Annotated in this window: 18 protein-coding genes; 14 read left to right on the top strand and 4 right to left on the bottom strand. The window is 71.2% G+C overall.

Annotation, left to right across the window (positions count from 1 at the left end):
* Nucleotides 1-71: 71 nt before the first annotated feature.
* A complete protein-coding gene (locus AQI95_RS05615) occupies nt 72-2,066 on the top strand; it encodes a hypothetical protein (RefSeq protein ID WP_159056459.1) in 1,995 nt (664 codons plus the stop codon).
* A gap of 43 nt (nt 2,067-2,109) precedes the next feature.
* Here AQI95_RS05615 and AQI95_RS05610 read toward each other — a convergent pair whose 3' ends face one another.
* Together AQI95_RS05610 and AQI95_RS05605 are read right to left on the bottom strand one after the other, a co-directional pair.
* On the bottom strand, nt 2,110-3,336 hold the full coding sequence (locus AQI95_RS05610; RefSeq protein WP_167361926.1) for an MFS transporter: 1,227 nt from the start codon (nt 3,334-3,336) through the stop codon (nt 2,110-2,112).
* A gap of 254 nt (nt 3,337-3,590) precedes the next feature.
* Complete coding sequence (locus tag AQI95_RS05605; protein WP_067118804.1) at nt 3,591-4,526, bottom strand: LysR family transcriptional regulator; 936 nt, start codon at nt 4,524-4,526, stop codon at nt 3,591-3,593.
* 145 nt (nt 4,527-4,671) lie between these two features.
* On the opposite strand from AQI95_RS05605, the gene AQI95_RS05600 reads away from it, so the two are divergent.
* Nucleotides 4,672-5,946 (top strand): MFS transporter, encoded by a 1,275-nt coding sequence (locus AQI95_RS05600; RefSeq protein WP_067118191.1) that lies wholly within the window; start codon nt 4,672-4,674, stop codon nt 5,944-5,946.
* Nucleotides 5,947-5,968: 22 nt separating this feature from the next.
* On the opposite strand, the gene AQI95_RS05595 is transcribed toward AQI95_RS05600, so the two are convergent.
* Both AQI95_RS05595 and AQI95_RS47175 read right to left on the bottom strand, forming a co-directional pair.
* Nucleotides 5,969-6,949: an LppY/LpqO family protein gene (locus AQI95_RS05595; protein WP_067118188.1), complete on the bottom strand. Its 981-nt coding sequence runs from the start codon at nt 6,947-6,949 to the stop codon at nt 5,969-5,971.
* A gap of 295 nt (nt 6,950-7,244) precedes the next feature.
* Nucleotides 7,245-7,616 carry a DoxX family protein gene (locus AQI95_RS47175; RefSeq protein ID WP_067118801.1) on the bottom strand — a complete coding sequence of 124 codons (372 nt, stop codon included), beginning with the start codon at nt 7,614-7,616 and terminating at the stop codon, nt 7,245-7,247.
* 575 nt (nt 7,617-8,191) lie between these two features.
* Here AQI95_RS47175 and AQI95_RS49780 point away from each other — a divergent pair.
* From AQI95_RS49780 to AQI95_RS46310, 12 genes are all read left to right on the top strand, one after another.
* A complete protein-coding gene (locus AQI95_RS49780; RefSeq protein WP_107121549.1) occupies nt 8,192-9,742 on the top strand; it encodes a pectinesterase in 1,551 nt (516 codons plus the stop codon).
* A 506-nt stretch (nt 9,743-10,248) separates the two neighbouring features.
* A complete protein-coding gene (locus AQI95_RS05580) occupies nt 10,249-11,460 on the top strand; it encodes a hydroxymethylcytosylglucuronate/cytosylglucuronate synthase (RefSeq protein ID WP_067118798.1) in 1,212 nt (403 codons plus the stop codon).
* A 48-nt stretch (nt 11,461-11,508) separates the two neighbouring features.
* A complete protein-coding gene (gene blsE / locus AQI95_RS05575) occupies nt 11,509-12,543 on the top strand; it encodes a cytosylglucuronate decarboxylase (RefSeq protein ID WP_067118181.1) in 1,035 nt (344 codons plus the stop codon).
* A gap of 48 nt (nt 12,544-12,591) precedes the next feature.
* A complete protein-coding gene (gene blsF, locus AQI95_RS05570; protein ID WP_244188636.1) occupies nt 12,592-13,551 on the top strand; it encodes a CGA synthase-related protein in 960 nt (319 codons plus the stop codon).
* Between the two features lie 120 nt (nt 13,552-13,671).
* The gene (gene blsG, locus AQI95_RS05565) at nt 13,672-14,895 is read left to right on the top strand and encodes an arginine 2,3-aminomutase (protein ID WP_107121562.1); all 1,224 of its coding nucleotides are present in this window, start codon (nt 13,672-13,674) and stop codon (nt 14,893-14,895) included.
* Nucleotides 14,892-16,070 carry a DegT/DnrJ/EryC1/StrS family aminotransferase gene (locus AQI95_RS05560; RefSeq protein WP_067118174.1) on the top strand — a complete coding sequence of 393 codons (1,179 nt, stop codon included), beginning with the start codon at nt 14,892-14,894 and terminating at the stop codon, nt 16,068-16,070. The genes blsG and AQI95_RS05560 overlap by 4 nt, the downstream gene beginning before the upstream one ends.
* The gene (locus AQI95_RS05555) at nt 16,067-17,314 is read left to right on the top strand and encodes an ATP-grasp domain-containing protein (protein ID WP_067118172.1); all 1,248 of its coding nucleotides are present in this window, start codon (nt 16,067-16,069) and stop codon (nt 17,312-17,314) included. The genes AQI95_RS05560 and AQI95_RS05555 overlap by 4 nt, the downstream gene beginning before the upstream one ends.
* Nucleotides 17,315-17,424: 110 nt before the next feature.
* Nucleotides 17,425-18,663, top strand: a complete 1,239-nt coding sequence (locus AQI95_RS05550; RefSeq protein WP_244188635.1) for an MFS transporter — start codon at nt 17,425-17,427, stop codon at nt 18,661-18,663.
* Between the two features lie 107 nt (nt 18,664-18,770).
* Nucleotides 18,771-20,645 carry a hypothetical protein gene (locus tag AQI95_RS05545; RefSeq protein ID WP_067118168.1) on the top strand — a complete coding sequence of 625 codons (1,875 nt, stop codon included), beginning with the start codon at nt 18,771-18,773 and terminating at the stop codon, nt 20,643-20,645.
* Nucleotides 20,646-20,681: 36 nt separating this feature from the next.
* Nucleotides 20,682-21,323, top strand: a complete 642-nt coding sequence (locus AQI95_RS05540) for a class I SAM-dependent methyltransferase (RefSeq protein ID WP_067118166.1) — start codon at nt 20,682-20,684, stop codon at nt 21,321-21,323.
* Nucleotides 21,324-21,339: 16 nt separating this feature from the next.
* Complete coding sequence (locus tag AQI95_RS05535) at nt 21,340-21,858, top strand: nucleoside 2-deoxyribosyltransferase (protein ID WP_107121548.1); 519 nt, start codon at nt 21,340-21,342, stop codon at nt 21,856-21,858.
* A 204-nt stretch (nt 21,859-22,062) separates the two neighbouring features.
* Nucleotides 22,063-23,823, top strand: coding sequence for an eCIS core domain-containing protein (locus AQI95_RS46310; RefSeq protein WP_107121547.1), 1,761 nt, complete (start codon nt 22,063-22,065; stop codon nt 23,821-23,823).
* The last annotated feature ends 21 nt before the right edge of the window (nt 23,824-23,844 follow it).

The following is a 23,844-nucleotide window of genomic DNA, read 5'->3' as shown; positions in this document are numbered from 1 at the left end:
AGGCCGACGGCCGCCCTTCGATGGCAGGATGTCCGTCCGGGAGCCGATTCGGGGAAGGCCATGGGGGACGAGTGGCAGACATTTCGCTCGAGGCGCTGGATGATGTGCCGTGGGATCGGCTGGAGTCGGCGCTCGAGCACCATCCGGCCAAGGAGATGCGTCGCGCCCTGCGGCGCCTGGCGCTCAAGGGTGAGGCCGCGACCGAGGAAGACTGTCATCCCCTGTTCGACTGCCTCGCGTTGGGCACGAAACGCGTGGCCCCCGCCACGACCGCCGCGCTGCCGTTCATCGTTGCCCTCGCCGGCGATCCGGGCATGGGCGCCCGAACCACGCTCGTCGAACTGCTCGTCGGCATGGCCGAGACGGCGGCCCGAGCCGAACCGAGCGTGGTGGACGCGGGGTGGCACGAAACCTGGTGGCGCCAGCGCCCCCGGTTCCGGGCGCTGCTCGCGGACCCCCGGCCCGAAGTGCGGCGGCAGGCTCTGCCGCTCGCGGACGGGGTCGGCTCGCTGCTTGAGCGGTGGCATGCCGAGACGGACCCGACGGTGCGGCTGCCTGTGCTGCTCGCGCTGGGGGCCGCCGCGGCAGGCTCCGCCGACGCCGACACGGGGGACCGGGTGCGCGCGGTGGTGACCGAAGTGCTTCGGGCCGGGGCTCCCGTGATGCGGGTCGCCGCGGTGCATGCCTGGGGCGCGTTCGATCCCCAGGCGCCGGTCCGGGAGTTGGACCTGCTGTCGGAGATTCTGTCCGACCCTTCCGTACGTCCGCGGTTCGAGGCGATCTGGTACGTGCCGGACGTCGACGGTGCCTTCACCCGTGAGGACGTCGTCTCCCGGACAGCCTCCCTGTTGGAGAGCGCGCCGGCCGCAGCGCTCTCCTTCGTGGTCCGGCTCATCGGCGCGGCGCACACGACGGGAGACACCCTGCTGTGCCGGGTCGCGCTGGACAAGGCGTGGCGGCTGCTGGTGCTCCGGCCGTCCACGGCAGCCGCGCTGCTGCCACTCGCGGGCACGCTGCTCTCCCACCCGGACGACGGCGTACGGTACCGGGCGGCCCACCTGCTCGCGGTCCTGGGATCACAGGCGGCTTCCTGTGCCGATGCGTTGGCCGCGCTCCTGGACGACCCGGGCGAGGCCGAGTTCCTGGAGGGTACCGTCGGCGACCACGCCCGCTGGGCGCTGACCCGCGTCGGCGACCCGCGCGCCCTGCCGGGGCTGATCGAGCGGTTGTACGAGCCGTACCGGGGCCAGTACTCCCGGGCGTACGTCAGCGGCGACCCGCGCCTTCCAGAAGTCGAGGACGTGCTGACGCCACTGCGGGACCACGCCGAGGTCCTGCTGCCCTCGGTGCGGAAGCTGCTCCGCGACGACGGCGCGGGCGGCCCGCTCACCTGCTCCTTCCTCGAAGTCCTCACCGCATGGGGGCCTGCCGCGGCGCCGGCGCTGCCGGAGGTGGTGGCCCTGCTGGCCGACACCCGGTACTCACTGCACGCGGTCGACGCGCTGGTGGCGATGGGACCGGCCGCGGCCTGCGCCGAGCCCGCCGTACGCAGATGCACGGTCCTCGACTTCCCCGGTAACCATCGGAAGGTGGCGTGGGCCGCCTGGCGCCTCGGCGGCGACCGCGACGCGGCGCTGCGACTCATCGGCGAGGCCGTGCTGACCGAAGCGGAACCCTCCTACGGCCCCGTCGGCCTCCTCGGTGATTTCGGCCCGGCGGCCGGGCCCTGTGCCGACCGGGTACGGCATGTCATGGACCACGGCAACACCTGGACGCGGCTGCAGGCGGCGGTCGCGCTGTGGTCGATCACGGGCGAGTCGGAGCCGAGCGCGTCCGTCGTCGGGGATTGCCTGCTTCCCATCGCCGACGGTGATGACTCGTACGGTCATTTCCTCATCGCGCTGAGGGCTCTCGCCCGGATCGGCACGGTCTCTCCAGCGGTGCGGGCGGCCCTGCGTACGGCACGCGATTTCGACCGGCGCCTCTCGCCGCACCGGGACTACCGAGCGTTCCTGCAGGACGAGGAGATCCGGTCCGCGATCGAGGAAGTCCTCGCCCTGCCATGACAACCCGCCGCGATCCGCGGACGCGGGCTGGTGTCCCCGGAATTCAGGTGCGGTCCGGCCAGGTGAGACGGCGGGCAAAGTGGGCCCGAACGGCCAGAACCATGCACACGGCGGCGAGGCCGCCCCATGTCATGACCGTGCACGGGGAGGTCCGGTCCACGACGACTCCTCCGACCAGCGCGCCCACGGAGAACGTCGCCTGGAAGGAGGCGGTGAAGAGCACCGATGCCGCCTCGGGCGTGTCGGGGGTTGCCTTGGCGAACCATGTCTGGGAGGAGACGGGGACGGCGCCATAGGCCATGCCCCAGACGACGAGCAGCAGCACGGCGCCGATCTGCCACCGCCCCAGGAACGGCAGCGACAGGGTGACGGCGGCGATCATCGCGGCTGCCAGACCGAAGACGGCCCGGGGGTGGCGTCCGACCGCCGCTCCGCCCAGGAAGTTGCCCACGATTCCCGCGGCGCCGTAGACCAGCAGGAAGACCGTGATCAGCTGCGGGCCGGCGCCGGTGACCTGCTCCAGGAACGGGGTGACGTAGGTGTAGGTCCCGAAGTGCGCGAGGACGACCAGGAAGGTCAGCAGCAGTGCGAAACGTGTGTTGACGCCTCTGAGCATGTCGCGCAGCACGCTCAGGCGCATCGACCGGCCGGGCGGCAGCGGCGGCACGACCAGGACGAGCATGCCCAGCACGGCGACGCTGAGGGCGCCCAGCACGACGAAGGAGGTGCGCCACCCGGCGAGGTCTCCGATGAACGTGCCCGCCGGTACGCCGAGCACGGAGCCGAGCGGTACCGCGGAGAAGATCACTGATGTGGCACGGCCGACCGACTCCGCCGGCACCAGTCGCTCGGCCAGTCCGGCGCCGATCGACCAGAAGCCGCCGATGACCACCCCGACGATGACGCGGGAGACCAGCACCAGCCAGTAGCCGGGTGCAGCCGCGGCCAGGAAGTTCGCGACGGCCAGCAGCAGCATGAACGCGCACAGCATCAGCCGGCGGTCGACGCGTGCCGTTGCCAGGGTGACCACTGGTGCACAGACGGCTGCGAGGAATCCCGGCATGGTCATCATGAGTCCCGCCATGCCGTCGGATATGGCGAAGCTGGAGCCGATCTTGGTGAGGAGGCCGATCGGCAGGATCTCCGTCGTGACGATGGCGAAGATTCCCAGCATCACCGAGACGACGGCCAGCCACCCGACCAACGGAGATCGGTTCGCCGGCCCGGCCGCTCCGGCCTGGAGCGTGGTGCCGGTGTCTGTTGAGGCCATGAGTTCCGTCCTGTGAAGGGACTGTCGTTACACGATCAGTTCAACAGGACCCTCGTACACGAGGCTGGCAGGTCAGCGACATCACCCTTGTACGGCGACGGTGATGACGCAGAACTGCCGAATCAGCCCCGGCATCGGTGCGGTCGGGTCACATCCCACGCAACGGTCGGCAGCACTGGCAATAGGGGCGGCGCGCGACCACCCCGTGTCACCGTCCGTCGGCCGGCCCGCGGTGGGCGAGGGCGCGGCGGTGTTCAGCGCGGACTCACCCAGTCCGGCCGCCAGGTCCCGGCGGCGTCGTGGCCGGTCGCTGTGGCGGCGAGGTGGGCGCGGAGGGTGGCCAGGGCCGGGTGGGGGTTGTCGCGGTGCCAGAGGAGCGAGTGCGGGTAGACGGGGGTCGGGTCGGTCACCGGGATGCGGCGCAGGCCGTAGCCGGCGGGCCAGACGAGGCGGGTCTGCCCGCCCATGAAGGTGGCCAGGGCCGGGGTGTCGGCGATGGTGTCGAGGAGGACGTCGGAGCCGAAGTTCGGGCCCGTCGCCTCGATGGTGAGGCCGAACTCGGCGACGAGGTCGTCGTAGTAGGCGCCCCACTCGGTGCCGGGGACGATGCCGGGCATCCAGATCCGGTGCCCGACGAGCTGAGCCATGGTCACCGAACGGGCGCCCGCAAGCGCGTGGGCGGGTCCGGTGAGGAGTTCGAGCGGCTCGTCGACCACCCGGACAGACTCGATGTCCTCGGGAAGGGGCCGGCCGGGTACGGCGACGGCGCGGAAGGACGCGTCGATGGAACCGGACCGGATGGCGGCGACGGCCATCTCGATGTCGAACAGCATCAGCACGTCGAGGTCGATCTCGGAGTGCGCACGGTGGAAACCGCGCATCAGGCCCGATGCCGCGCCGCGCGAGGAGATCACGTCGACGCGCAGCGGTCGGCGGCCGGTGCGCACGGACGCGACCGCGCGCTCGGCGACGCGCAGAAGCTCGCGTGCGTGGGGCAGGAACGCCTGCCCGTCGATGGTCAGCCGGGCGCCACGCGGGGTGCGCGTGAACAGCCGCACGCCGAGGGTGCGCTCCAGCGCGGCGATGCGCTTGGAGACAGCCTGCTGGGTGACCGCCAGCTCGGCGGCCGCGTCCTGGAACTGCCCCGCGTCGGCGGCTGCGACGAAGGTCCGTACGGTGTCGAGGTCCATGCCGATACCCATGCCGATACCCTACGGGTACAACCATTGGTTGTGCCCGACGTCGCTCCGGTTGTTTGATCCCCAGGTACGGCACTCGCTTTGATGGACCCGATCGCGCATCGGTTGTGCAGGTGAATGACGAGGGGCGTCGGGCATGAGGAGCGGACACCGGCTGGGGCATCTGCTCGGACATCGGCTGGGGCGGCGGTTCGGGTGGCTCTGGGGAGCGTACGGGACCAGCGCGCTCGGCACATGGCTCGCCTTCGGCGCGTTCCCGCTGATCGCCGTCCGGGTGCTGCACGCCGGGCCGGCCGAGGTCGCCGTGCTCTCCTCCGTGGGGGTTGCGGTGGGAGCGGCCGTGGCGGTGCCGCTCGGCCCGTGGGTGGAGTTCCGCCGCAAGCGGCCGGTGCTGATCGCGATGGACCTGGTGCGGTTCACGGCGCTGCTGACGATCCCCGTGGCGTTCGCGCTCGGCGTGCTCACCTTCCTTCAGCTCCTGCTGGTCTCGGTCGTCGTCGCGGCGGCCGACATCACCTTCCGCGCCGCCTCCGGCGCATACCTGAAGACGCTGCTGCCGGCCGAGGACCTGCTCGTCGCCAACTCCCGGTTCGAGTCCACGGCCTGGACGACCACGATCATCGGGCCGCCGCTGGGCGGCGCGGCGATCGGGCTCCTCGGTCCGGTGGCGACGGTGGTGGCCGACGCGGTCAGCTACCTGCTCTCGGCCCTGGGCATCCGCGCGACGGGCGGGCACGAGCCGCGGCCCGAACGCCGGGAGGCCACGCGCATGCGGGCCGGGGATCTGCTCGACGGCTGGCGGTACATCCTCGCCGACGCGACGCTGCGCCCGCTGTTCTTCAACACCGCCTTGTTCAACGGCCTGGTGATGGCCTCCGAGCCGCTGCTGGCCGTCCTGATGCTCGGCCGACTGGGGTTCACGCCGTGGCAGTACGGCCTCGCCTTCGCCGCGCCCTCGATCGGCGGGCTGCTCGGTTCGCGGCTGGCCCGACCGCTCGCCACCCGGTTCGGGCAGCACCAGGTCCTGGTCGTGGTCGGCACGCTGCGCGCGATCTGGTCCATCGGCCTGGCCTTCCCCGGCCCCGGGACCGCGGGGCTGCTGGTGGTGATGGGCGTCGAGCTGGGGCTCATCTTCTGCTGCGGGGTCTTCAACCCCGTCTACGCCACCTACCGCCTCGAGCGCACCGCGCCCGATCGGGTCACCCGCACGCTGTCCGCCTGGACGGTCACGACCAAGGCCGCGACCGCTCTCCTGACGGCCGTCTGGGGCGTGCTGGGCAGCCTGGTCGGGCTGCGTACGGCCATCGGCCTGGCCGGCGTACTCCTGCTGGCGACCCCGCTGCTGCTCCCCCGCCGCGCGACGCCGCTTCCCTCCGAGCCGGAGCCGGAGTCGGCACCGAGCCGCGCCTGACGGACCGTCGCCACGGTGTGCGTCAGGCAGTGGCGGCGAGGTTGGTCGCCGCGCCGGCTGTCCGGAGGGTGCGGGCCAGGGATACGGCGTGGCCGACGGCCCACAGGTGGAGGTAGAAGAGGCGGGGGTTGTCGCTCAGAGCGTGATTGTGCAGTTCGACGACTTCGATGCCGCCGTGCCGCAGGGCCTTGATGACCCGCTGGACCTCCCCGGCGGTCATGACGAAGTCCCCGCTCACCGCGGCACGGCCGTGCCCCGCGGAGTAGAAGGTGAAGGAGGTCGTGACACCCATGCCGGGCGGCACCACGCAGTCGCCGTCGCTGATGGTCTCCTTGCGGGCGAAGGAGAAGCGGTAGCCGTCCGCGCTCACGCCCTTCGCGCCGAGCACGGTGTCGATCGCGGCGGTGTCGAGACCGGCCGGAGGGGTCCTGTCGGGCTCCCTGGGCGCGGGGGTGGCGGTGGCGTTCAGACAGGCACGCATGGCGAAGGCCAGCGCGACCGGGTCGGTGGAGACTCCCCGGATGTGCGTCCACCACAGGGTGGGCCGGTGGGCGAGCAGATGTTTGTGGATCGCCGTCTGCTCCAGTTCATGGGCCTGGACGGTGTCGGTGACCCGCTGCAGCTCGGATTCGGTGGCGACCACGTCGCCCATGAGCATCGTACGGCCGTCGGGGTAGCGGGCGAACGCCGCGTACGACGCCTCCACCAGTCCGCCGACCCCGTACGAGGACAGGTTCAGGTCGTACCGCGGAAACGTGGCGCGGTACACGATGCCGTCCGCGCCCAACTGCCCGGCTCCGTCCAGCTCCTCGGCCACGGCCAGCCAATCCGCCGGGCGCGTCACCACAGGGTGCTGCAGCGCCCCGGGAACTCCACCGCGTGCGTCCCGGGCGCGGGTGAGAGCCTGTGCCACCGGGGCGTCGGTCAGGGCGGAGGCCAGCGCGCCGCCCGTGAGGAGCAGGCCGCGCCGCGACGTCTGAAGGGTGCTGCGGACTGGCTTCATGTGTCGTCCCCTTGTTCTCCGGCTGATTGTCCGGGCCAGACCGGGATAGCGGCTTTTGCCGTCGCGGTGTGGGCGACACGACCGAGTTTCCCCTGGTCGTGGGAGTTCGGCGTACGGCGATCCGCGGCCTCGCCGGGTCGAGAGATCCATGTACCGGCCGACGCGCGCCTGGTCGCGCACCCTCATTGGGGGTGCGTCCGGTTCAGGTGTTGCGCGTTCGAGTGATCCGGCCGATGCCCGCTCGGCGTTGATCGAGCCCGTGCTGAGCGCCTGGCGTGCCGCCCGCCCGAGCCGCTCAGGCGGCCCCCCGTGCGACCGTGACCGCCCAGCCGATGTAGACGAGGTTGACCGCCAGCCGAAGGGCAGCGCCGACGGGGCGTTCCAGCAGGCGCGGCCGGTCGCCGGAAGCCCGCCACAGGGCGTCCAGATGGCAGACCAGATAGCCCGTGATCAGTGCGGCCGCGGCCCAGGCGCCCACGGCGCGGCCCGCCGGTGCCAGAATCACGGCTCCGACGACGATCTCCGCGACCCCGCCGGCGACGACGAGAAGTCCGGCCCGGCCCAGCCAGGGCGGCACCAGGGTCCGGAAGTATCCGGGGAGCAGGAAGTGCCCGATCCCCACGGCGATCAGGAAGACGGCCAGTGCGACGGCGACGGTTGCCTTCATGGACGTGATCGTGGTCCCGACCCACACGCGGGCGCTTGAACGAAACGCTCGCCGACCCCACTTCGCGTCCGGCCGACGCGACGCTGTTCGCCGGGTCCGGCCTGTTCCGCATCACGCTCCACCGCCGCCTCGACCCCGCCCCGGACAGCGACTTGGCCGCGCCACGGACCGAACTCCCCACCCTCACCGGAACGGGTCATCCCCTCGATCCTCGGGTGGCCCACACCGTGCGGCCACCCCGGTGCCGGGGTGCCTCGCTTCACATACCGATTCCAGCCGACGCCCACCGTCCTGGCCGAGGAGTACGCCAGCAGTCATCCGATGACCCCCACCCCGACCGCGCGCCGACCCTCCGTGAACTCACGCTTTCCCGCAGATGACGTGGCCGTACCGCCGTTGCAGTGATCGGGAAAGTTCAGAAAGGTTCGGCAAACCTCGTCAGACATCGGAACCCTTGGGCTCCGATTGGCTGCAGGATCGGCCATCCTGGCCTGCGTATGACTTCCTCAGGTGGCACAAGGACAAGGAGTCCACGCGTGGTTCGGGGCAGGAGACGGGCGTCCAGGCGCCGGTACATGTACGCGTCGGTCATCGCCGTGCTGGCAGGGACCGCATCCGCCGCGGTCATCCAGACAGGGGCGCAGGGCAGCACCCGCAGCCCGTCGCACCCCGCTGGAGTCGGTTCCGGTGCGGTGAGCGGGAAGTGGATCAGCATGTCCGGTGGGCATCTGGTCTACGGACACGACGCACAGGGCAACCGCATACCCGACTTCTCCTATGCGGGCTACGAAGGTGGCGGGGTGCCGCTGCCGAAGGTGCCCGTGCGGGTGAAGGTTGCCGCGCCCGGCAAGGGTGATGCGACCGCCACGATCCAGGCGGCCATCGACAAGGTGTCCGCCCTGAGACCGGACGCCCACGGACTGCGCGGGGCCGTCCAACTGGCCCCGGGCAGTTACCACATCGCGAGCCAGCTGCACATCAACACCAGCGGCGTCGTGGTGCGCGGCACCGGCACGAGCGCGTCCGGCACCACGCTGGTCGCCGACAAGGCCTCCGCCCGCACTCTGGTCACGATCGGCGACAAGTCCTCGTACACCACCGTCGGGACGCCGACCAAGGTCACCGACGCCTACGTCCCGGTCGGCGCCCGGCAGTTGACCGTCGCCGGCACCTCCGGCCTCAAGGCGGGGGACCAGGTGGTCGTGGAGCGTCCGGCCACTCAGGCATGGATCGACGCCATCGGCATGCACGGTGTCTTCACCCCGAACTGGAGCCTGCGCTTCGAGCGACGGATCACCGCCGTCCACGGCCACAGCCTCACCCTCGACGTACCGCTGACCAACGCGCTGGAGAAGCAGTACACCCAGGCCACCGTCTACCGCTACGACTTCCCCCGTATCGATCACGTCGGCCTGGAGGACCTCTCCCTCGACGGCGAGGCCATGGCGTCCGCGCCCGACTACGCCAAGACCTTCTACAACGCCGCCCCTTGGGAGTTCCAGGCCGTCCAGGACTCCTGGATCTCGCACGTCGTGTGGCGGCACTTCGGCGGCAGCGGCCAGACCGCGCTCGGCCCGCAGTCCCGCCGCATCTCCGTCCTGCACACCCAGGCCCTCGACATGCTCACCACCGACAGCTCGGCCCGCTCCGAGGCATATCTGCTCCAGGGACAGCAGAACCTGGTGCAGGACTGCGCGGTGACCGCGACCAAGGTGCACGCCTTCACCACCTACGGCCGCCAGGCCGGTCCGAACGTCTTCAGCGGCTGCAGGGCCAGCCTGGTGAAGGTCACCTACGACGCCGGCGGCCACCAGCGCTGGGGCAGCGGCACGCTCTACGACGACGTCACCGTCGCCGGTTCCCTGCTGCTGGTCGACAACGGCACGCGCGGCAGCGGCCACGGCTGGTCCGACGCGAACAGCACCGCGTACAACTGCGCCACGCAGAGCTACAAGGCCCAGGATCCGCCCACGGCCCACAACTGGGCCATCGGCTGCACCGGAACGCTGCAGAACGGCAGCGACGGCCAGGTCCAGTCGCCGGGCGCGCACGTCCTGCCGAACAGCCTCTACGACCAGCAACTCCAGGACCGGGGGCCGACCTCCACCGCGAGCAGCGGCCGCTGAAGTGCAACCGGTCACCGGTGCGGTCTCTGCCGAGGCCGCACCGCGCTGCACCACGCTGCACTCATGGACATTCACTCACAACGATGAACCCGGCCCTCCGATATGAGCCAACCTCGCACTTGCTTCTACGCTCACCAAGGGCGGCTGTCCGAGGTCGGTCGCGCGGGCCCGGGAAGGTGCGCCGGTTCCGGACAGGCATGGGCCCCGGACGGTGTCAGGCGTAGGCCCCTGAGCCGTGTCGGCCTTTCGCGCCAAGGCCGACCCATCCACTTCGGTCACCGAGCGTCGCCACGTCTGGTAGTCGGGCGATCCTCGGGCAGCGGCCGGAGGAGCGACCGAACTCCCCGATAATGCACATGGGTTGTAGCTGCGAATCGGTGGCTAGAAGTTGCCATGACTCCCTTGCCTGCCGCTTCCGGCCTCGCTGAGCATGAGGACTCCGGAAATCCGTGATGCGGTCGGTACATGCGGCCGTGCGCGAGGAAGGGCCCGCACGCTTCATGCAGATGCAGTCACCCGTTCCCACCGTCACCATCGCCCTCGCAGGAGCCGAGTTCGGCTGGGGCAGCACCGGCAAGCTCAGCTCCCTGATCACAACTCTCCGTGACCGTTCGCCCGTTCCGCTGCGGTTCGTCGGCATCGCCTCCGGACTGAGCCGTTCGCTGCTGTCGGCGCACGGGATCGATCACTGGTACGACGCTCCCGCCGACGACGGCCAGGCGGTCGCGGAGGTTGCCCGCCGCGAGGACGTCCGAGCCGGGCTGGTCGTGCTGGAGGGCCCCGCGGCCGTCGCGTTGGAGGCCGCCGGAGTGCCCACGGTCTTCGTCGACAGCCTGCCGTTCCTGTGGACCAAGGGGGACCGGGACTCGCTTCCCACCGATGTGTCGGTGTACTGCGCCCAGCGGTGCGTCGACCTGCCCGACGAGTGCCGGGAGGTGCTCGCCTCGATCACGAACCTGCGGTGGGTGGAGGCCGTCACTGCAGTGCCGCAGGGGGACGGATCCTCCGCTCCGGCGGCCGGGTCCGGCCGCGGCATACCCGTGCGCCGCGCGCTGGTCAGCCTGGGTGGGCTGCGGTCGCCGTCCCTCGCCGACTGGACCTCCTATCCGCGCCTCGTCGTACCCGCCGCGCTGAGCGCGCTGGAGTCCTTCGGCGTGGAGGAGGTCCACGTGGCCGGCAATCTCCCGGCCGGCTTCTCCCCCGGCGCGAAGGCTCCGTCGCCGATGCGTGTCAGCTACGGCCCTCTCGGGCACGAGGCCTTCCTCGACCGGCTGGCGGACACCGACGTCCTGCTCACCTCACCGGGACTCACCACCCTGCTGGAGGCCGGTGCGCGAGCCACGCCCACCGTGTGTCTGCCGCCGCAGAACCTCAGCCAGATCTTCAACGGCCGCTTCCACAGCCGGGCGGTCGGCGCGGACGTGCGGGTCGGCTGGCCCGACCAGGTCTTCGCCGAGGCCGACGTCCTTCGCGACCGCACGACCTCCGAGGAAGCCGCACTCCGGCTGATCTACGCGGGCATCGCCGCCGCGGCCGAGGAGCACGGCACACACACGCGGACCCAGGTGCGCGACGGCATCCTCGCCGCGCTCCGCCGCGCCCGTGCCGGCGCCGGCTGGACCGGCCTCGTCGACACCGTCGGCCGGGGCGGCGCGGCCCAGGTCGCCGACCACGTCCTGGATCTGGTCCTGCGCGCCCCGACCGCTGCCCGCGGCTGAGCGGACGACCACAGACCGGCCGCCACCGGCCAACAGGAAGGTTCCGCCATGACCCTGGAATCGGCACCCCGGCCCGGCGTACCGAAAGGACGCGTCGGTACGCGTGAGAGGTATCTGTTCATCCGTCTGCTGGAGGCCTGCAACGCGGACTGCTTCATGTGCGAGTTCGCACTCTCCCGGGACACGTTCCGGTTCTCCGTGAAGGACTTCGACGAACTGCTGCCCCGCGCGGTGGAGGCCGGGGTCGGCTACATCCGTTTCACCGGCGGCGAGCCGCTGATGCACACGGACGTGGCGGAGCTGGTGCGCCGGGGCACCGACGCGGGCATGAAGATGTCGATCATCACCAACGGCATGATGCTGCCCCGGCAGATCGAGGGGCTGGCCGACGCGGGTCTCGCGCAGGTCATCGTCAGCCTCGACGGCGGCTCGGCCGCCACCCACGACGTCTACCGCCGCTCCCCCGGTATGTTCGACAACGGTCTGCGCGGGCTGCGCGCCGCCGCCCGGCTCGGCGTGCTGCCGCGCGTGAACAGCGTCGTGGGGCCGCACAACTACACCGAGATGCCCCAGCTGCAGAAGGTCCTGACCGAGGCCGGGGTGCGGCAGTGGGAACTGTCGGCCCTGAAGCTCGAACGCGCCATCCGCTACCCCGACCCCGACCACGTGCGGGCACTGTGCGACCCGATCTACGACGCGGACCCCGAGCGGGTACTGGTCCCGCTCGGCAAGCGGTTCTACGGCGACACCCCCGAGGAACAGGAGCGGTACTTCTCGGACTCCGTCACACCGCGGGCGAGCGAACCGCTGTGCCATGTCGTCGACGACGTGATCTATCTCGACGGCAAGTACGGGCGGGCGTACGCCTGCAGCTGCCTGCCGCATCGCGAGGGGGACGAGGCACCGGGCGGGGCACCGCTGCGTGAGGACGGCGTCATCCGGCTCGACACACCGGCCTTCCACGCCCATGCCGACTTCTTCCGCACCGAGGGGCCGCGCGTCTGCAACGGCTGCTCGGCCACGGCGGCCGGGTACAGCGACGACGTCGCCCGGCTGGGCGGCGCACAGCCATGGCAGTACTGACCCTCCCGGTCGGCCCGGGTCCCCGTCCGTCCAGGTGTAAGGAGACTGATGCCCTCCCACGGCGAAGGAGAGTTCCCGGCGCACGGACCGGCGCCGGCACGCCGGCGTCTGCTGCTGGTCGCCGCACCCCGGCGCCTCGACTCGGTGACCGCCCGTCGGCGGATCGCCGCCCACCTCGGCGAGATGGACCTGGTCGAGGAGAGCGGGGGGAGGGAGGAGAGGGAGTGGAGCGGGCGGGTCGCCGGCCGTCCGGACGCCGCCCTGGTCTGCGACCTTCCCGCCGTGGCACAGGGACTGACCGAGCGCGGAGTGCCGGTGGTGTATCTGCACTCCGGGCACCGGTCCCAGGCGCTGCCCGCCGTCGCGGCGGCCACCGTACGCGTGCACGCCCCGCCCTGGTTGCCGCTTCCCCGGTCGATGGGACCGGACGGCGCCCGCCCCACGGGCCCGCTCGCGCCGGTCCGCCTGGCGCGCGACCGCGCCCGGACGGGGTGCCTGCTGCTGGTCTCCGCGCACCGGGTGCCCGGCCATGACCTCGCCGCCTTCGCCGAAGGTCCCCTGCGCGCCCTGGCCGAGGAGGCGGTACGTCACACGGGCCGGTGCGACGTGGTGTGCGACGGCGAAGCGACGATCACGGCCGCCGCGCTGGCACACACCGCCTGCGTCCACGTGCACGACGCCGCCACCGCCGACGTGGACGCCCTGCACGCGGCGGCCCGTGTGTTCATCGCCTCCCCGACGCTGACCGCCCTGACGCTGGCGCAGTCCCGCCGCGCCCCGCTCGCCCTTCTCCCGCCCCTCGACCACGACCAGGACGACCTGGCCCGGCGCGCCCTTCAGGCCGTACGCCTGCCGACGGTGCACGATCCCACCGACCCCGCGCTGTGGGCCCCGTCGGACGCCGACGCCCGCGCGGCGTGGTCGGGGCTCGGTCCGGACGACCTGCGCGGCGCCCAGCGCGTCGCCCGGACGCTCCGTCAACTCGCCCTCGCCCCCATCGCCTTCTGACCTCCCTGCCCGCCGCACTGTCCCCAGAGCAGCCACACCCCGGCCGCGCCGGGTGGTGCACCCGACCCATGCAGGAATTCTTCCGACCCGAGTCGCTGGACCGGAGTTGCGATGTCCCAGATGAGCACGGAACCCGACGGAATCAGGCCTGCCCTCACCCGTCGCGAAGACATCCCCGACGAACAGTGGAACGACTGGCGCTGGCACATGCGCAAGCGCATCACCAACCTCGACAAGGCCCGCGAGTGGATCCGGCCCACGCCCCTGGAGGAGAAGGCGATCGCGGAGACGGCCGGCAAGTACCGCTGGTCCGTCACGCCGTACTACGCCTCGCTGATGGACCCGGACGACCCCGGCTGCCCGGTGCGGCAGCAGGCCGTGCCCGCGCTCGGCGAGCTGATGGAGTTCAGCGGCGCCGAGGTCGACCCGGTCGGCGACATGTACTACCGCAGGACCAACCGCGTCGTGCACAAGTACCCCGACCGGGTGATCATGCTGATCACGGAGGCGTGCCCGGTCTACTGCAGGCACTGCACCCGCAAGTTCCACACCACGAACGTCGACGGCACGTACTTCGAACGCAACGAGGGCGAGGACTTCAGCGAGGACCTGCGCTACATCGCCGCGCATCCGGAGATCCGGGACGTGCTGCTCACCGGGGGCGACCCGTTGTCGTACCGGGACGGCAAGTTGGAGGAGATCGTCGCCGGCCTCAGGGCCATCCCGAGCGTGGAGATCATCCGGATCGGCAGCCGGTTCCCGGTCCTGCTTCCGCAGCGCATCACACCGGAGCTGTGCGAGATGCTCGCGCGCTACCACCCCGTCTGGCTGAACACCCACTTCAACCATCCCAAGGAGATCACCCCGGAGGCCGAAGCAGCCGTCGACCGGCTGCTGCGCCACGGCATTCCGGTGGGCAACCAGACCGTCCTGCTGCGCGGGATCAACGACGACGTCGACACCATGCGCCGGCTCATGACCGGACTGCTGCGGATCCGCGTGCGCCCCTACTACCTCTACCACTGCGACAACGTCACCGGTGTCTCCCATTTCATGACCTCGGTCGAGAAGGGCTGGGAGATCATGGAGGGCCTGCAGGGCCACATCACCGGTTTCGGCGTACCGCAGTACGTCCTGACCACCCGCATCGGGAAAATCCCCATGGCCCGCCCGTACTACCGTGAAACACCCGACGGGCTGGCACTGCGCAACTTCCGCGGCGAGGAGATGCTCGTCGACGACAGCGTCTGCCCCCTCACCGAATCCGCCGCGGCGCACGCCTTCCGGGACGCGCCCGCCATGACCGAAAACCGGACGTCGGCCACCGGAGAGGGTGCACGATGACGCTCGAGAAGAGGCTGGGACAGCGATTCCTGCCCTACGGTGCCAACTACCTCGACTGGTCGGACATGAGCGAACTGCGCCACGCGATCGAGCAGGGCGTGCTGTTCCGCTACCAGACCGAGACCGAGAGCATGGCCGACAGGCTGGAGCGCCGGGTCACCGAACAGCTCGGCGCGGACCACGCGCTCGCCGTGCACAACTGCACCGAGGCGCTGCGCCTCGCGCTGATCTCCACCCGGCCGCGGACCGGCGACGTCGTGCACATCCCGGCCGTCACCTTCGTGGCGGTGGCCGGTGCGGTGCTGTCCACCGGGCTGATCCCGGTGCCGGTCGACGTCGACGACTCGTTCTCGCTGGACGTGTCCCTGTTGCCGTCGGACGCTCAGCGGGTCGTCGTCGCCCACATGGAGGGCGCGGTCGCCGCGCTGCCCGAGGGCGTCCCGTACGTCGTCGAGGACGCGGCCCAGGCTCTCGGCGCCGTCTTCCCCGACGGGCGTCGCGTCGGCACCCGCGGCTACGCCGGTGCCTTCAGCTTCCACCACAACAAGATCCTGACCTCCGGCGAGGGCGGGCTGCTGGTCACCAACGACCGTGCGGCCTGGCAGGTGATGCGCTGCTACCACGACCACGGTTCCGCCCGGGTGCCCGGCCGCTACCCCACATGGAACGAAGGCGCCTACTACGGCGAGAACTTCGTCACGAGCGAGGAGGTCGCCGCCGTCCAGCTGCAGCAGTTCCGGCACCTCGACGACATCCTGGCGGGCCTGGAGAGCCACTACGCCATCGCGGCGCAGGAACTGCCCGCCCGTGGGGACATCGCGCTGCTGCCCCGGTCGGGGGGCGACGCGAAGATCAGTCTGCGGCTGCGGCTGGAGAGCCGGGAGCTGCGGGACGCGGCCGTGGCGCGGCTCAGCGCGCGGGGCATCGCCCACTGGACCCTCGGCAAGTACTTCCTGCCGGAGCACCCGGTGCTCACCTCGCGCAACTCCCTGTACGCGGACGGCTTCCCGTGGAACCTCGCCGACGGGATCCCTCACGCCCTCAGCAGGGACGGCTTCGCCCGCACCCGCTCGCTGCTGGAGCGCACCCTGTGCGTGCCGCTCTCCCCCGAGCTGTCGGAGTCCGAGCAGCGGGTGGCGGCCAAGACGCTCCGGCAGACGCTGGAGTCGCTGTGACCGGGGCCGCGGAGGCCGTTCTGCTGGCGGACGACCGGGCCTCCTCCTTCACCCGCTACGCCGCCCGCAACCGCGCCGAAGGCCTGGTCCTGCTGCGCTTCGAGAAGGCCCGTGCCGACATGTCGGCACAGTACCTGGACGAGACCGCCCATCTGCCGGCCTTCTGGGTCCGGCGCGGCGCACCGCTCGAGGCCGAGGCCCAGCGCTATCTCGACTGGATCGGCCGGCAGCCGGTCCGTCCGGCCCGCTTCTGCAACCCGTCCGAGCCCCGTCAGGAGATCGCACAGCGCTTCGCCGGGCTCGTGGGCCTGCCCCATCTGACGCCACGTCAAGTCCGGTGGGTGCGCAACAAGGCGGACATGAAGGACAAGTTCCGGGAGCTGGGGCTGTGCACCGCCGGCTACGCCCGGATCGCGACAGCCGCCGACGTGACCGGTTTCGCCGCCGCGCACGGCTGGCCGGTGGTGCTCAAGCCCGTCGACTCCTTCGCCTGCGTGGACACGTACCTCCTGCGCGAGCCCGCCGACATCGGCCGGGTCGATCTCACCGCACGCCGCTGGATGGTGGAGGAGTACCTCGGCGGCACCGAGTGGGAGGCGTGCGCGCTGATCCTGGACGGCGAGGTCCTGGACGTCTGGCCCAGTGCGATGCCGTGCCGTCCCCTGGACATCGTCGACGGGGCCATGAACGCGAACATCAGCGTCGCCTCCGGCCCCGGACCGGCCTGCGACGTGACCGGCACGGTAGGGCGCATCGTCCGCGGGATGGGCCTGGACCACGGCTATCTGCACATGGAGTTCTTCGAGATCGACGGCCGGATGTACGCCGGTGAGGTCGGGATCCGGATGGCCGGCTGCGAGATCGCCGCCAACCACGGGCACGCCTACGGCTTCGACGTCTTCGGCGCGACCCTCGACGTGTACGCCGGCCGCCGCCCGGCCCTGGAGTACGGCGAGCGCCGCTGCGTCGGCGACCTGCTGCTGCCGCTGCCCGGCACGGGCACGGTCACCGCGCTGACCTCCGAGGAGGAGCTGCTGAGCCTGCCCGGCGTCATCGCGGCCGCCCTGCGTACCTCCCCCGGCGCGTACGTCACCGCGCGCCGGGCCTCGCACAACTCGTGCGGACACGTCCATGTCGAGGGCGCGACGGCCGCCGAGGTGGAAGAGCGCATGAGACATGTGCTGGACGTCTTCGGCATCGAGGTCGCCGCGGGCACGGAGGCGGCACCGGTTCCCTCCCCCTGACCCGCGCACCGTCGCAGTCGACCCGGCGCCCCGCACCGGCCCCCGGCCCCGAGCCATGACCCACCACTCAGGACCCACCACCCACGGAGGAACGACCCACCATGACAGGGATGCCACGGAGGTTCCTGCGCCTGCTGGCGCGCCCGCACATCGCCGGGCTCGCCTGGTGGAGCGTGGTCTCCAGGCTGCCCGTCTACCTGATGTCCCTCGCCATGGTCCTCGTGGTGCGTGAGCAGGGCGGCGGTTACCCCCAGGCGGGCCTCGTCTCCGCCCTCTACACCGTCGGCATGGCCCTGGGCAGCCCGCTCGTCGCCCGCCGGGTCGACCGCATCGGCCGACGGCCCGTACTGCTCGCGACGGGGGCGGTCTATCCGACCGCTCTCGTCCTCCTGGTGTGGGCCACCGGTCCGGCGGACCCCGCACAGCTCGTCCTGGCGGTGCTCGCCGGTGCCGCCCTGCCCCCGGCCAACGCCTGTATGCGCGGCCTGTGGGCGCGGTTACCGCTCACCGAGGACGAGCGGGCCACCGCCTATCTCTGGGAGGCGCTGCTCACCGAACTCCTCGTCATCGGCACCCCGGTCGTGCTCGCCGCTCTGATGACCGTCGGCTCGGCTGCCTCCGCGCTGACCGCGGTCGCCGTGCTCGGCGGCATCGGTGCGGTCGGGCTGGCGCTCACCCCGCTGCCGTCCGAAGTGATCGAGCGGGACCGGGCGGCGGCCGAGCAGGGCGGCTCGCCCGGAGGTCTGCTGGGCCCGCTGCGCAACCGGGCCCTGCTCGGACTGCTCGCGGTGATGGCCGCCTCGGCCGTGCCCATCGGTCTGATGACCCTCGCGATCCCGGCCTTCGTCGACGCCCACGGCACGGCCGGCCAGACCGGCTTCGTGTACGCATGCTGGGGCATCGGAAGCGCCGTCGGAGCGCTGTGGCTCGGGGGGACGCAGACGGACCGGCCCGTGCACCGCCGCTTCCCCTGGCTGGTGCTCGCCTTCGCCGCGGGTACGGCCGTACCCCTGCTCGCCACGTCCGAGACGGCCCTCGGTCTCGCGCTGGCGGTGGGCGGCGCGCCCATCGCTCTGGTCTCCGCCGCCGAGATGACTCTGGTCGGCACGCTCGCCGACGACCGGCTGCTGACCGAGGCGTTCACCTGGGCGTCCCTGTCCACCGTGCTGGGCGAGGCGATCGGTCAGCAGACGGGCGGTCTGCTGACCGGCCCGCTCGGGCCGCACGGCGTCTTCGCGGTGGCGGTGGGCGCGGCGCTGCTCGCCGCGGCGGGGGCGTTCGCCTGCCGCGGCCTGCTCACCCGGACCCGGCCCGTACCCGCCACCGCCGACACGGGCGGTGCCTGCTGACCCGGCCGCACGCCCGAGGAAGACAGCGCCCGCGCCCCGTAACACCCGCCATGCCACAGCCCGTTCGCATGTCCAGCAATTGAGATCAAGGACAGAGGTCACCTCAGATGCAGTCCGCCCACACCGACGCCCGCACCACCGAGCAGAGCGCGTCCGCGCATCAGCCGCTCTTCCGGCCGGTGCCGCCGAGTCACCTCAGCACCGCGGTGAAGGAGTTCCTCGCGGCACCCGCGAGCACACCGGTGCCCGTCCTCACCGACGGCCGCGCCGACCTGGAGGGCTCGATCGAGCTGGCGAGCCGCCTGTACGACGGCACATGCCCGCCCGCGCCGCTCGACCACGGCGTCGTCCTGGGCGGTGAGGAGCTGCCGGACGGTCTGACCGATCTGCTCGCGCCGCTGGCCCGCACCTGGCTCGCTCCTCAGGATCTGCGCGGGTTCGGGCACGAACTGGGCGGCACGCTCCTGGTGGTGGGCACCTACGAGCGGCTGCGTCTCGACCCGGTGCGCGATCTGCTGCAGAGCACATACCGGGCCGCGGGGCTCGGCCTGTCCTTCCTGAGCGGCCGTGACCCGGTCTCCCTGCTGTGGAACACGGCCAAGCAGTACGCGCGCACGCGGCCGTCCCTCACCCGCCTCGGGCTGTTCACGGACACCGACCGACCCGGCTCCACCGACCGGGTGCGGGTCTACGACGACCGGGACTTCGAGCGCGTCGACATCCAGGCCGAGATCCTCGACACCGCCTGGCGCAAGGTCGTCTTCCAGGGCCACGGCAAGGACGACAGCATCAATCTCGGCGAGTTCACCATCTGCGGGCTCAACGACACGGCCCCCAGGGACGCCGGGCTCCTCGGCCCGCGCTGCGCCTACGGCCTGCCGTGCTACAAGCCCGAGGACAAGCTCGTACCCCTGAACGAGGTGACGGCCGCCGAAGTCGTCCTCAGCGCCTGCAACAGCGGACCGCTGTCCGACCTCGCGCTCTACGACCCCCGCTACCAGATTCTCCTCAACGCACTGGACGGCCCGGCCCGCACCGTCGTCTCGGCGGTCTCCGTGCACGACTCCGACCGGCCCGAGAACGCGGCCTGGATGCGCGCGGCCGCCGCCGGGGCCGACTCCGTCGACACCCTGAACGCCAGCCTGGCCGGCTCGCACCCCTACCCCGCCTTCATGCGTTTCGGCCTGCCCGGGGAACAGGCGGGCCCCCCGCCCGAGTCGTCGGACCACCGGCCCGACGCGCTGCTCCTCACGGCGGGCACACGGCTGACCGCGCTGCTGACCGGGGAACTGCTGCCGCACAACCACCCGTTGCGTCCCCGGCTGGCCAAGCTCGCCCGCAAGGTGGACCTGTGGGTGGCCCGTCCCACGCACTCCGCGGACCAGTCGGAACACGAGATCCGTGCCTCCCTGGAGGCCGATCTGCAGTCCCTGGACCACGTCGTCGCCGAGCAGGTCACCGAGAACCCGGAGACCGAGCTGATGAACTATCCCGCGCACTTCGGTGACCGCAGCCGCCTGGACGAGCGGGTCGACGAGGTCACCTGCCATTGCGGTCGGCCCGCACAGCGGTTCACCCGGCGCGGCCTGCTGCCGCACGTCCTGGACACCGTGTGCGTGGTGTGTCTGCGCTGCGGTGATGTCACCTTCCGGGTACCGGACTCGCCGCAGCTGCTCGCCTTCGCCCCGGACGAGGTCCCGGCGGGCGGGGTGCTGGAGGTCCGTGCCGAACTGACCGCCGCCCGGCCCGGCCCGGTGCGACTCGGCCTGTTCGTACCGACGTATCTGCGCGAGGACACCGTCGTCGAACCGGCGATCGTCAAGGTCAAGGGGTCGGACCGGACCACCAGGGACGTGGCGTTCCGGGTCCGGTTCGCCGAGCAGACGGCGCCGCAGGCCTACTACTTCACCGTCTTCGCGGTGCAGGACCTGGCGGTCTCCACCGCCCGCCGGCACTTCGGAGTCGTTCCCCGGCAGGGCTGACAGCCGTCGGCCTCGTTTCCGTCCCGAGGAGGACACATGGAGCACAGCAACGGACCGACCACCGCGCAGGCCGCGGCACCGGACATCGAGCTGATCGAGAAGGACGGCGAGGTGACGCTCAGCATCGGCGGCGAGCAGGCCATGCAGGCCTGGGAACGCGACCTGATGTGGGCCAGCGCCGACCTCCTGTGCCGGCACGGACAGGACTTCTACGAGGTCGGGCTGGGCCTTGGTCTGTCCGCGCTGCGGATCGCCCGCAATCCGGCCACCCGGAGCCACACCGTCCTGGAACTCTTCGGCGAGGTCGAGGAGTTGTTCCGCACGGCCAACCCCGTTCTGCCGCCGAGCCTGTCCATCGAGCGCGGCGACTTCTTCCAGCGGATCAAGGAACTGCCGAGCGAGAGCTTCGACGGCATGTTCTTCGACCCGGCCCTCGACATGGAGGTGTGGAAGGACAAGGAGCTGTGGGCGAGGACGGTGCCCGAGGTGGTTCGCGTGCTGCGGCCCGGAGGCGTCTTCATCCCGTTCTTCAGCACCAAACCCGAACTGCGCTGGCAGTACGTCGACCACTTCCGCCGGATCCATGTGGAGCGGCATGCGTACCAGGCGTACGACACCACGGAATACACCTACGGCACCAGCGGCAACGCCTACATCCAGTGCTTCTACAAGGACTGAAGGAAACCTCGTGACCATGACCGTCAGTACCCCCGAGCCCGTCCTCGACGGCGTGCGCAGCGTCTTCCTCGCCGGTCCCTTCATGGGCCTGGTCAATCCGGAGACCAACAGCATGCCGACCACCGAACAGCTTCCGTTCCTCACGCTCATCGAGCACTTCGAGAAACACGGCCTGGAGGTCTACAACGCCCACCGCCGGGAGGCCTGGGGTGCGCAGGTACTGGCCCCCGAGGAGTGCACACCTCTGGACCAGCAGGAGATCCGCAAGGCGGACGTCTTCGTCGCCATTCCGGGCATCCCGCCCTCCCCCGGCACTCATGTCGAGATCGGCTGGGCCAGCGCCTTCGGCAAACCCATCGTGCTGCTGCTGGAGGCGGGCAGGGAGGAGGAGTACGGCTTTCTCGTCCGCGGCCTCGGATCCGTCGCGGCGGTCGAGTACGTCCACTACACGGACATCGGCCTGGCGACACCGGACATCGACGCGGCGATCCGTGACGTGGTGGACCGCGTGAACAACCCGGCCACGACGCCCTGAACGACGGAGCACGTCACTGCGCCCCGCGCGACGCAAGGTGTGCGGGGCGCAGAGTCGGCGCGAGGAAGACGGAGGGCCCCTCTGCCCGCAGAACCACTCCTCCTGTCCGGCGGGGCAGACAAGTGTGCCCCTGCATCCCTGGTCAAGGCGGGTGGTCGCGGCGTACAAGGGGAGAGCTGTCTCGACCGTCCAGAAAGGCCATGAATGCGCGCTCAGGAATCCGACCACACTTCGGCCGGGCATGGGCGGCGACGGGAGTCGAGGCGCGCCCCGGCAGAGGCGACCGGCCCGAAGGGCGCACAGGGGATGCTGGCTCTCCAGGCCGCCGTGGGCAACGCCGCCGTCGTGCAGATGCTCCGCCGGGCCGAGCGCGTCGAGGACATCGAGGGCATCGGGAGCACCGAGGTCGCGGAGGCGACCGAGGCGAGGGAGACCCACCGGCACGGTCCCGGTTGCGGCCACGGGGAGGCCGGCGCGCCCTCGGTGCAGCGCTCCTCCGTCGCCGGGGTGCTGCGCAGCGCGGGTCGTCCCCTCGACGGCAGGACACGCAACGAGATGGAACGCCGGCTCGGTGCCGACTTCTCCGACGTCCGTGTGCACACCGACAGTGCCGCCAGGACGTCGGCGGCCGAGCTGGGTGCCCGTGCGTACACCTCCGGCAGCCATGTCGTGATCGGCGAGGGCGGCGGGGACAAGCACACCCTGGCCCATGAACTCACCCATGTCGTCCAGCAGCGCAGTGGGCCGGTCTCGGGCACCGACACCGGCCAGGGGTTCTCCGTGTCCGACCCGGGCGACCGCTTCGAGAAGGCCGCCGAGGCCAATGCGCGCAGGGTCATGTCGGGTCCGGTGCCGGACGTCCAGCGCCACGCGGAGGCCGGGCCGCCCGTCGCGGCAGGGGCGGACGTGGTGCAACGGGCCAGCTCCACCCAGCTGGAGGACGCGGTCGTCTCGCACTACCACCCCGGCAAACGTGGTGCCCGGCTCGCCCAGAACCTGACCGTCAAGCGCCCGCGGAGGGTCACCGGCAAGATCAAGCCCACGGGCACCTCCGACCGGAAGCAGGCGCCGGAGCCGGTCGCGGTCACCTCGCTCGTGACGTCGTACAGGAACGCGATGGGGTCGAAGGGGGCACCCGACAAGAAGCAGATCTGGAAGGACCTGTTCGGCGGGGCGGGCTACGACCGCGGTCACGTGATGGGCCTGGAGGTCGGCGGAAGCGATGTGGACGTGAACATCGTCCCGCAGTGGTCCCTGAACCAGGGCACCGGCATGTGGCGCCAGATGGAGCGGAAGATGGTCGCGGCGAAGTCGGGCGACCTCCAGTTCGATGTGCACTACGGCACTGCCCAGGGCAACCACCGCCGGGTGATGATCCCGGAACGGATCGACATCACCCTCAACAACGTCCACTACGACACCTGGAACAACGAACCGGACGTCAACGACCTGATCAGGTCGGGGCAGGACCCGAGCGACCTCGCGCACTTCTACATGAGGACGAAGGAACGCCTGAACGGCACGACGACGCTGACCGAGGCCGAGATGGACGAGTTCGCCCTGGTGGCGCTGGCCGGTGACAAGGGCACCGCCCTCTGGCACGAGGAGTACGAACAGAACAGGGCCAACGGCACGACCCCCGCCGCCAGCACTGCCGACACCCACGCGCAGGGCATGACCCGCAGCGACATCCCCAAGGACCGCCGGACCAAGCTGATCGAGTCGTACATCAAGGCGGGCTGGGTGACCAAGGGCGGCAGCGGCGCCGCGGCGACCTACACCCTGAAGGACGCCCCGGAGCCGGACTTCTCCGACGTCGAGAGCAGTTCCGAAAGCGGCTCGGACGTCGAGATGTCCGACGGGTCCCAGTCACCGGGGCAGGAGTTCGCCACCATCGACTTCGGCTCGCAGGACGACAGCAGCCAGGACCTGGACTACGACGACAGGATGTCGACCGGCTCCTGAGGAGCCGCCGCGTTCCCGCCA

This window comes from Streptomyces yokosukanensis (genome assembly GCF_001514035.1).
Classification (GTDB): Bacteria; Actinomycetota; Actinomycetes; order Streptomycetales; family Streptomycetaceae; genus Streptomyces; species Streptomyces yokosukanensis.
Note: the sequence above shows the minus strand (reverse complement) of the source record. Positions and strands in the feature narration are given on the sequence as shown.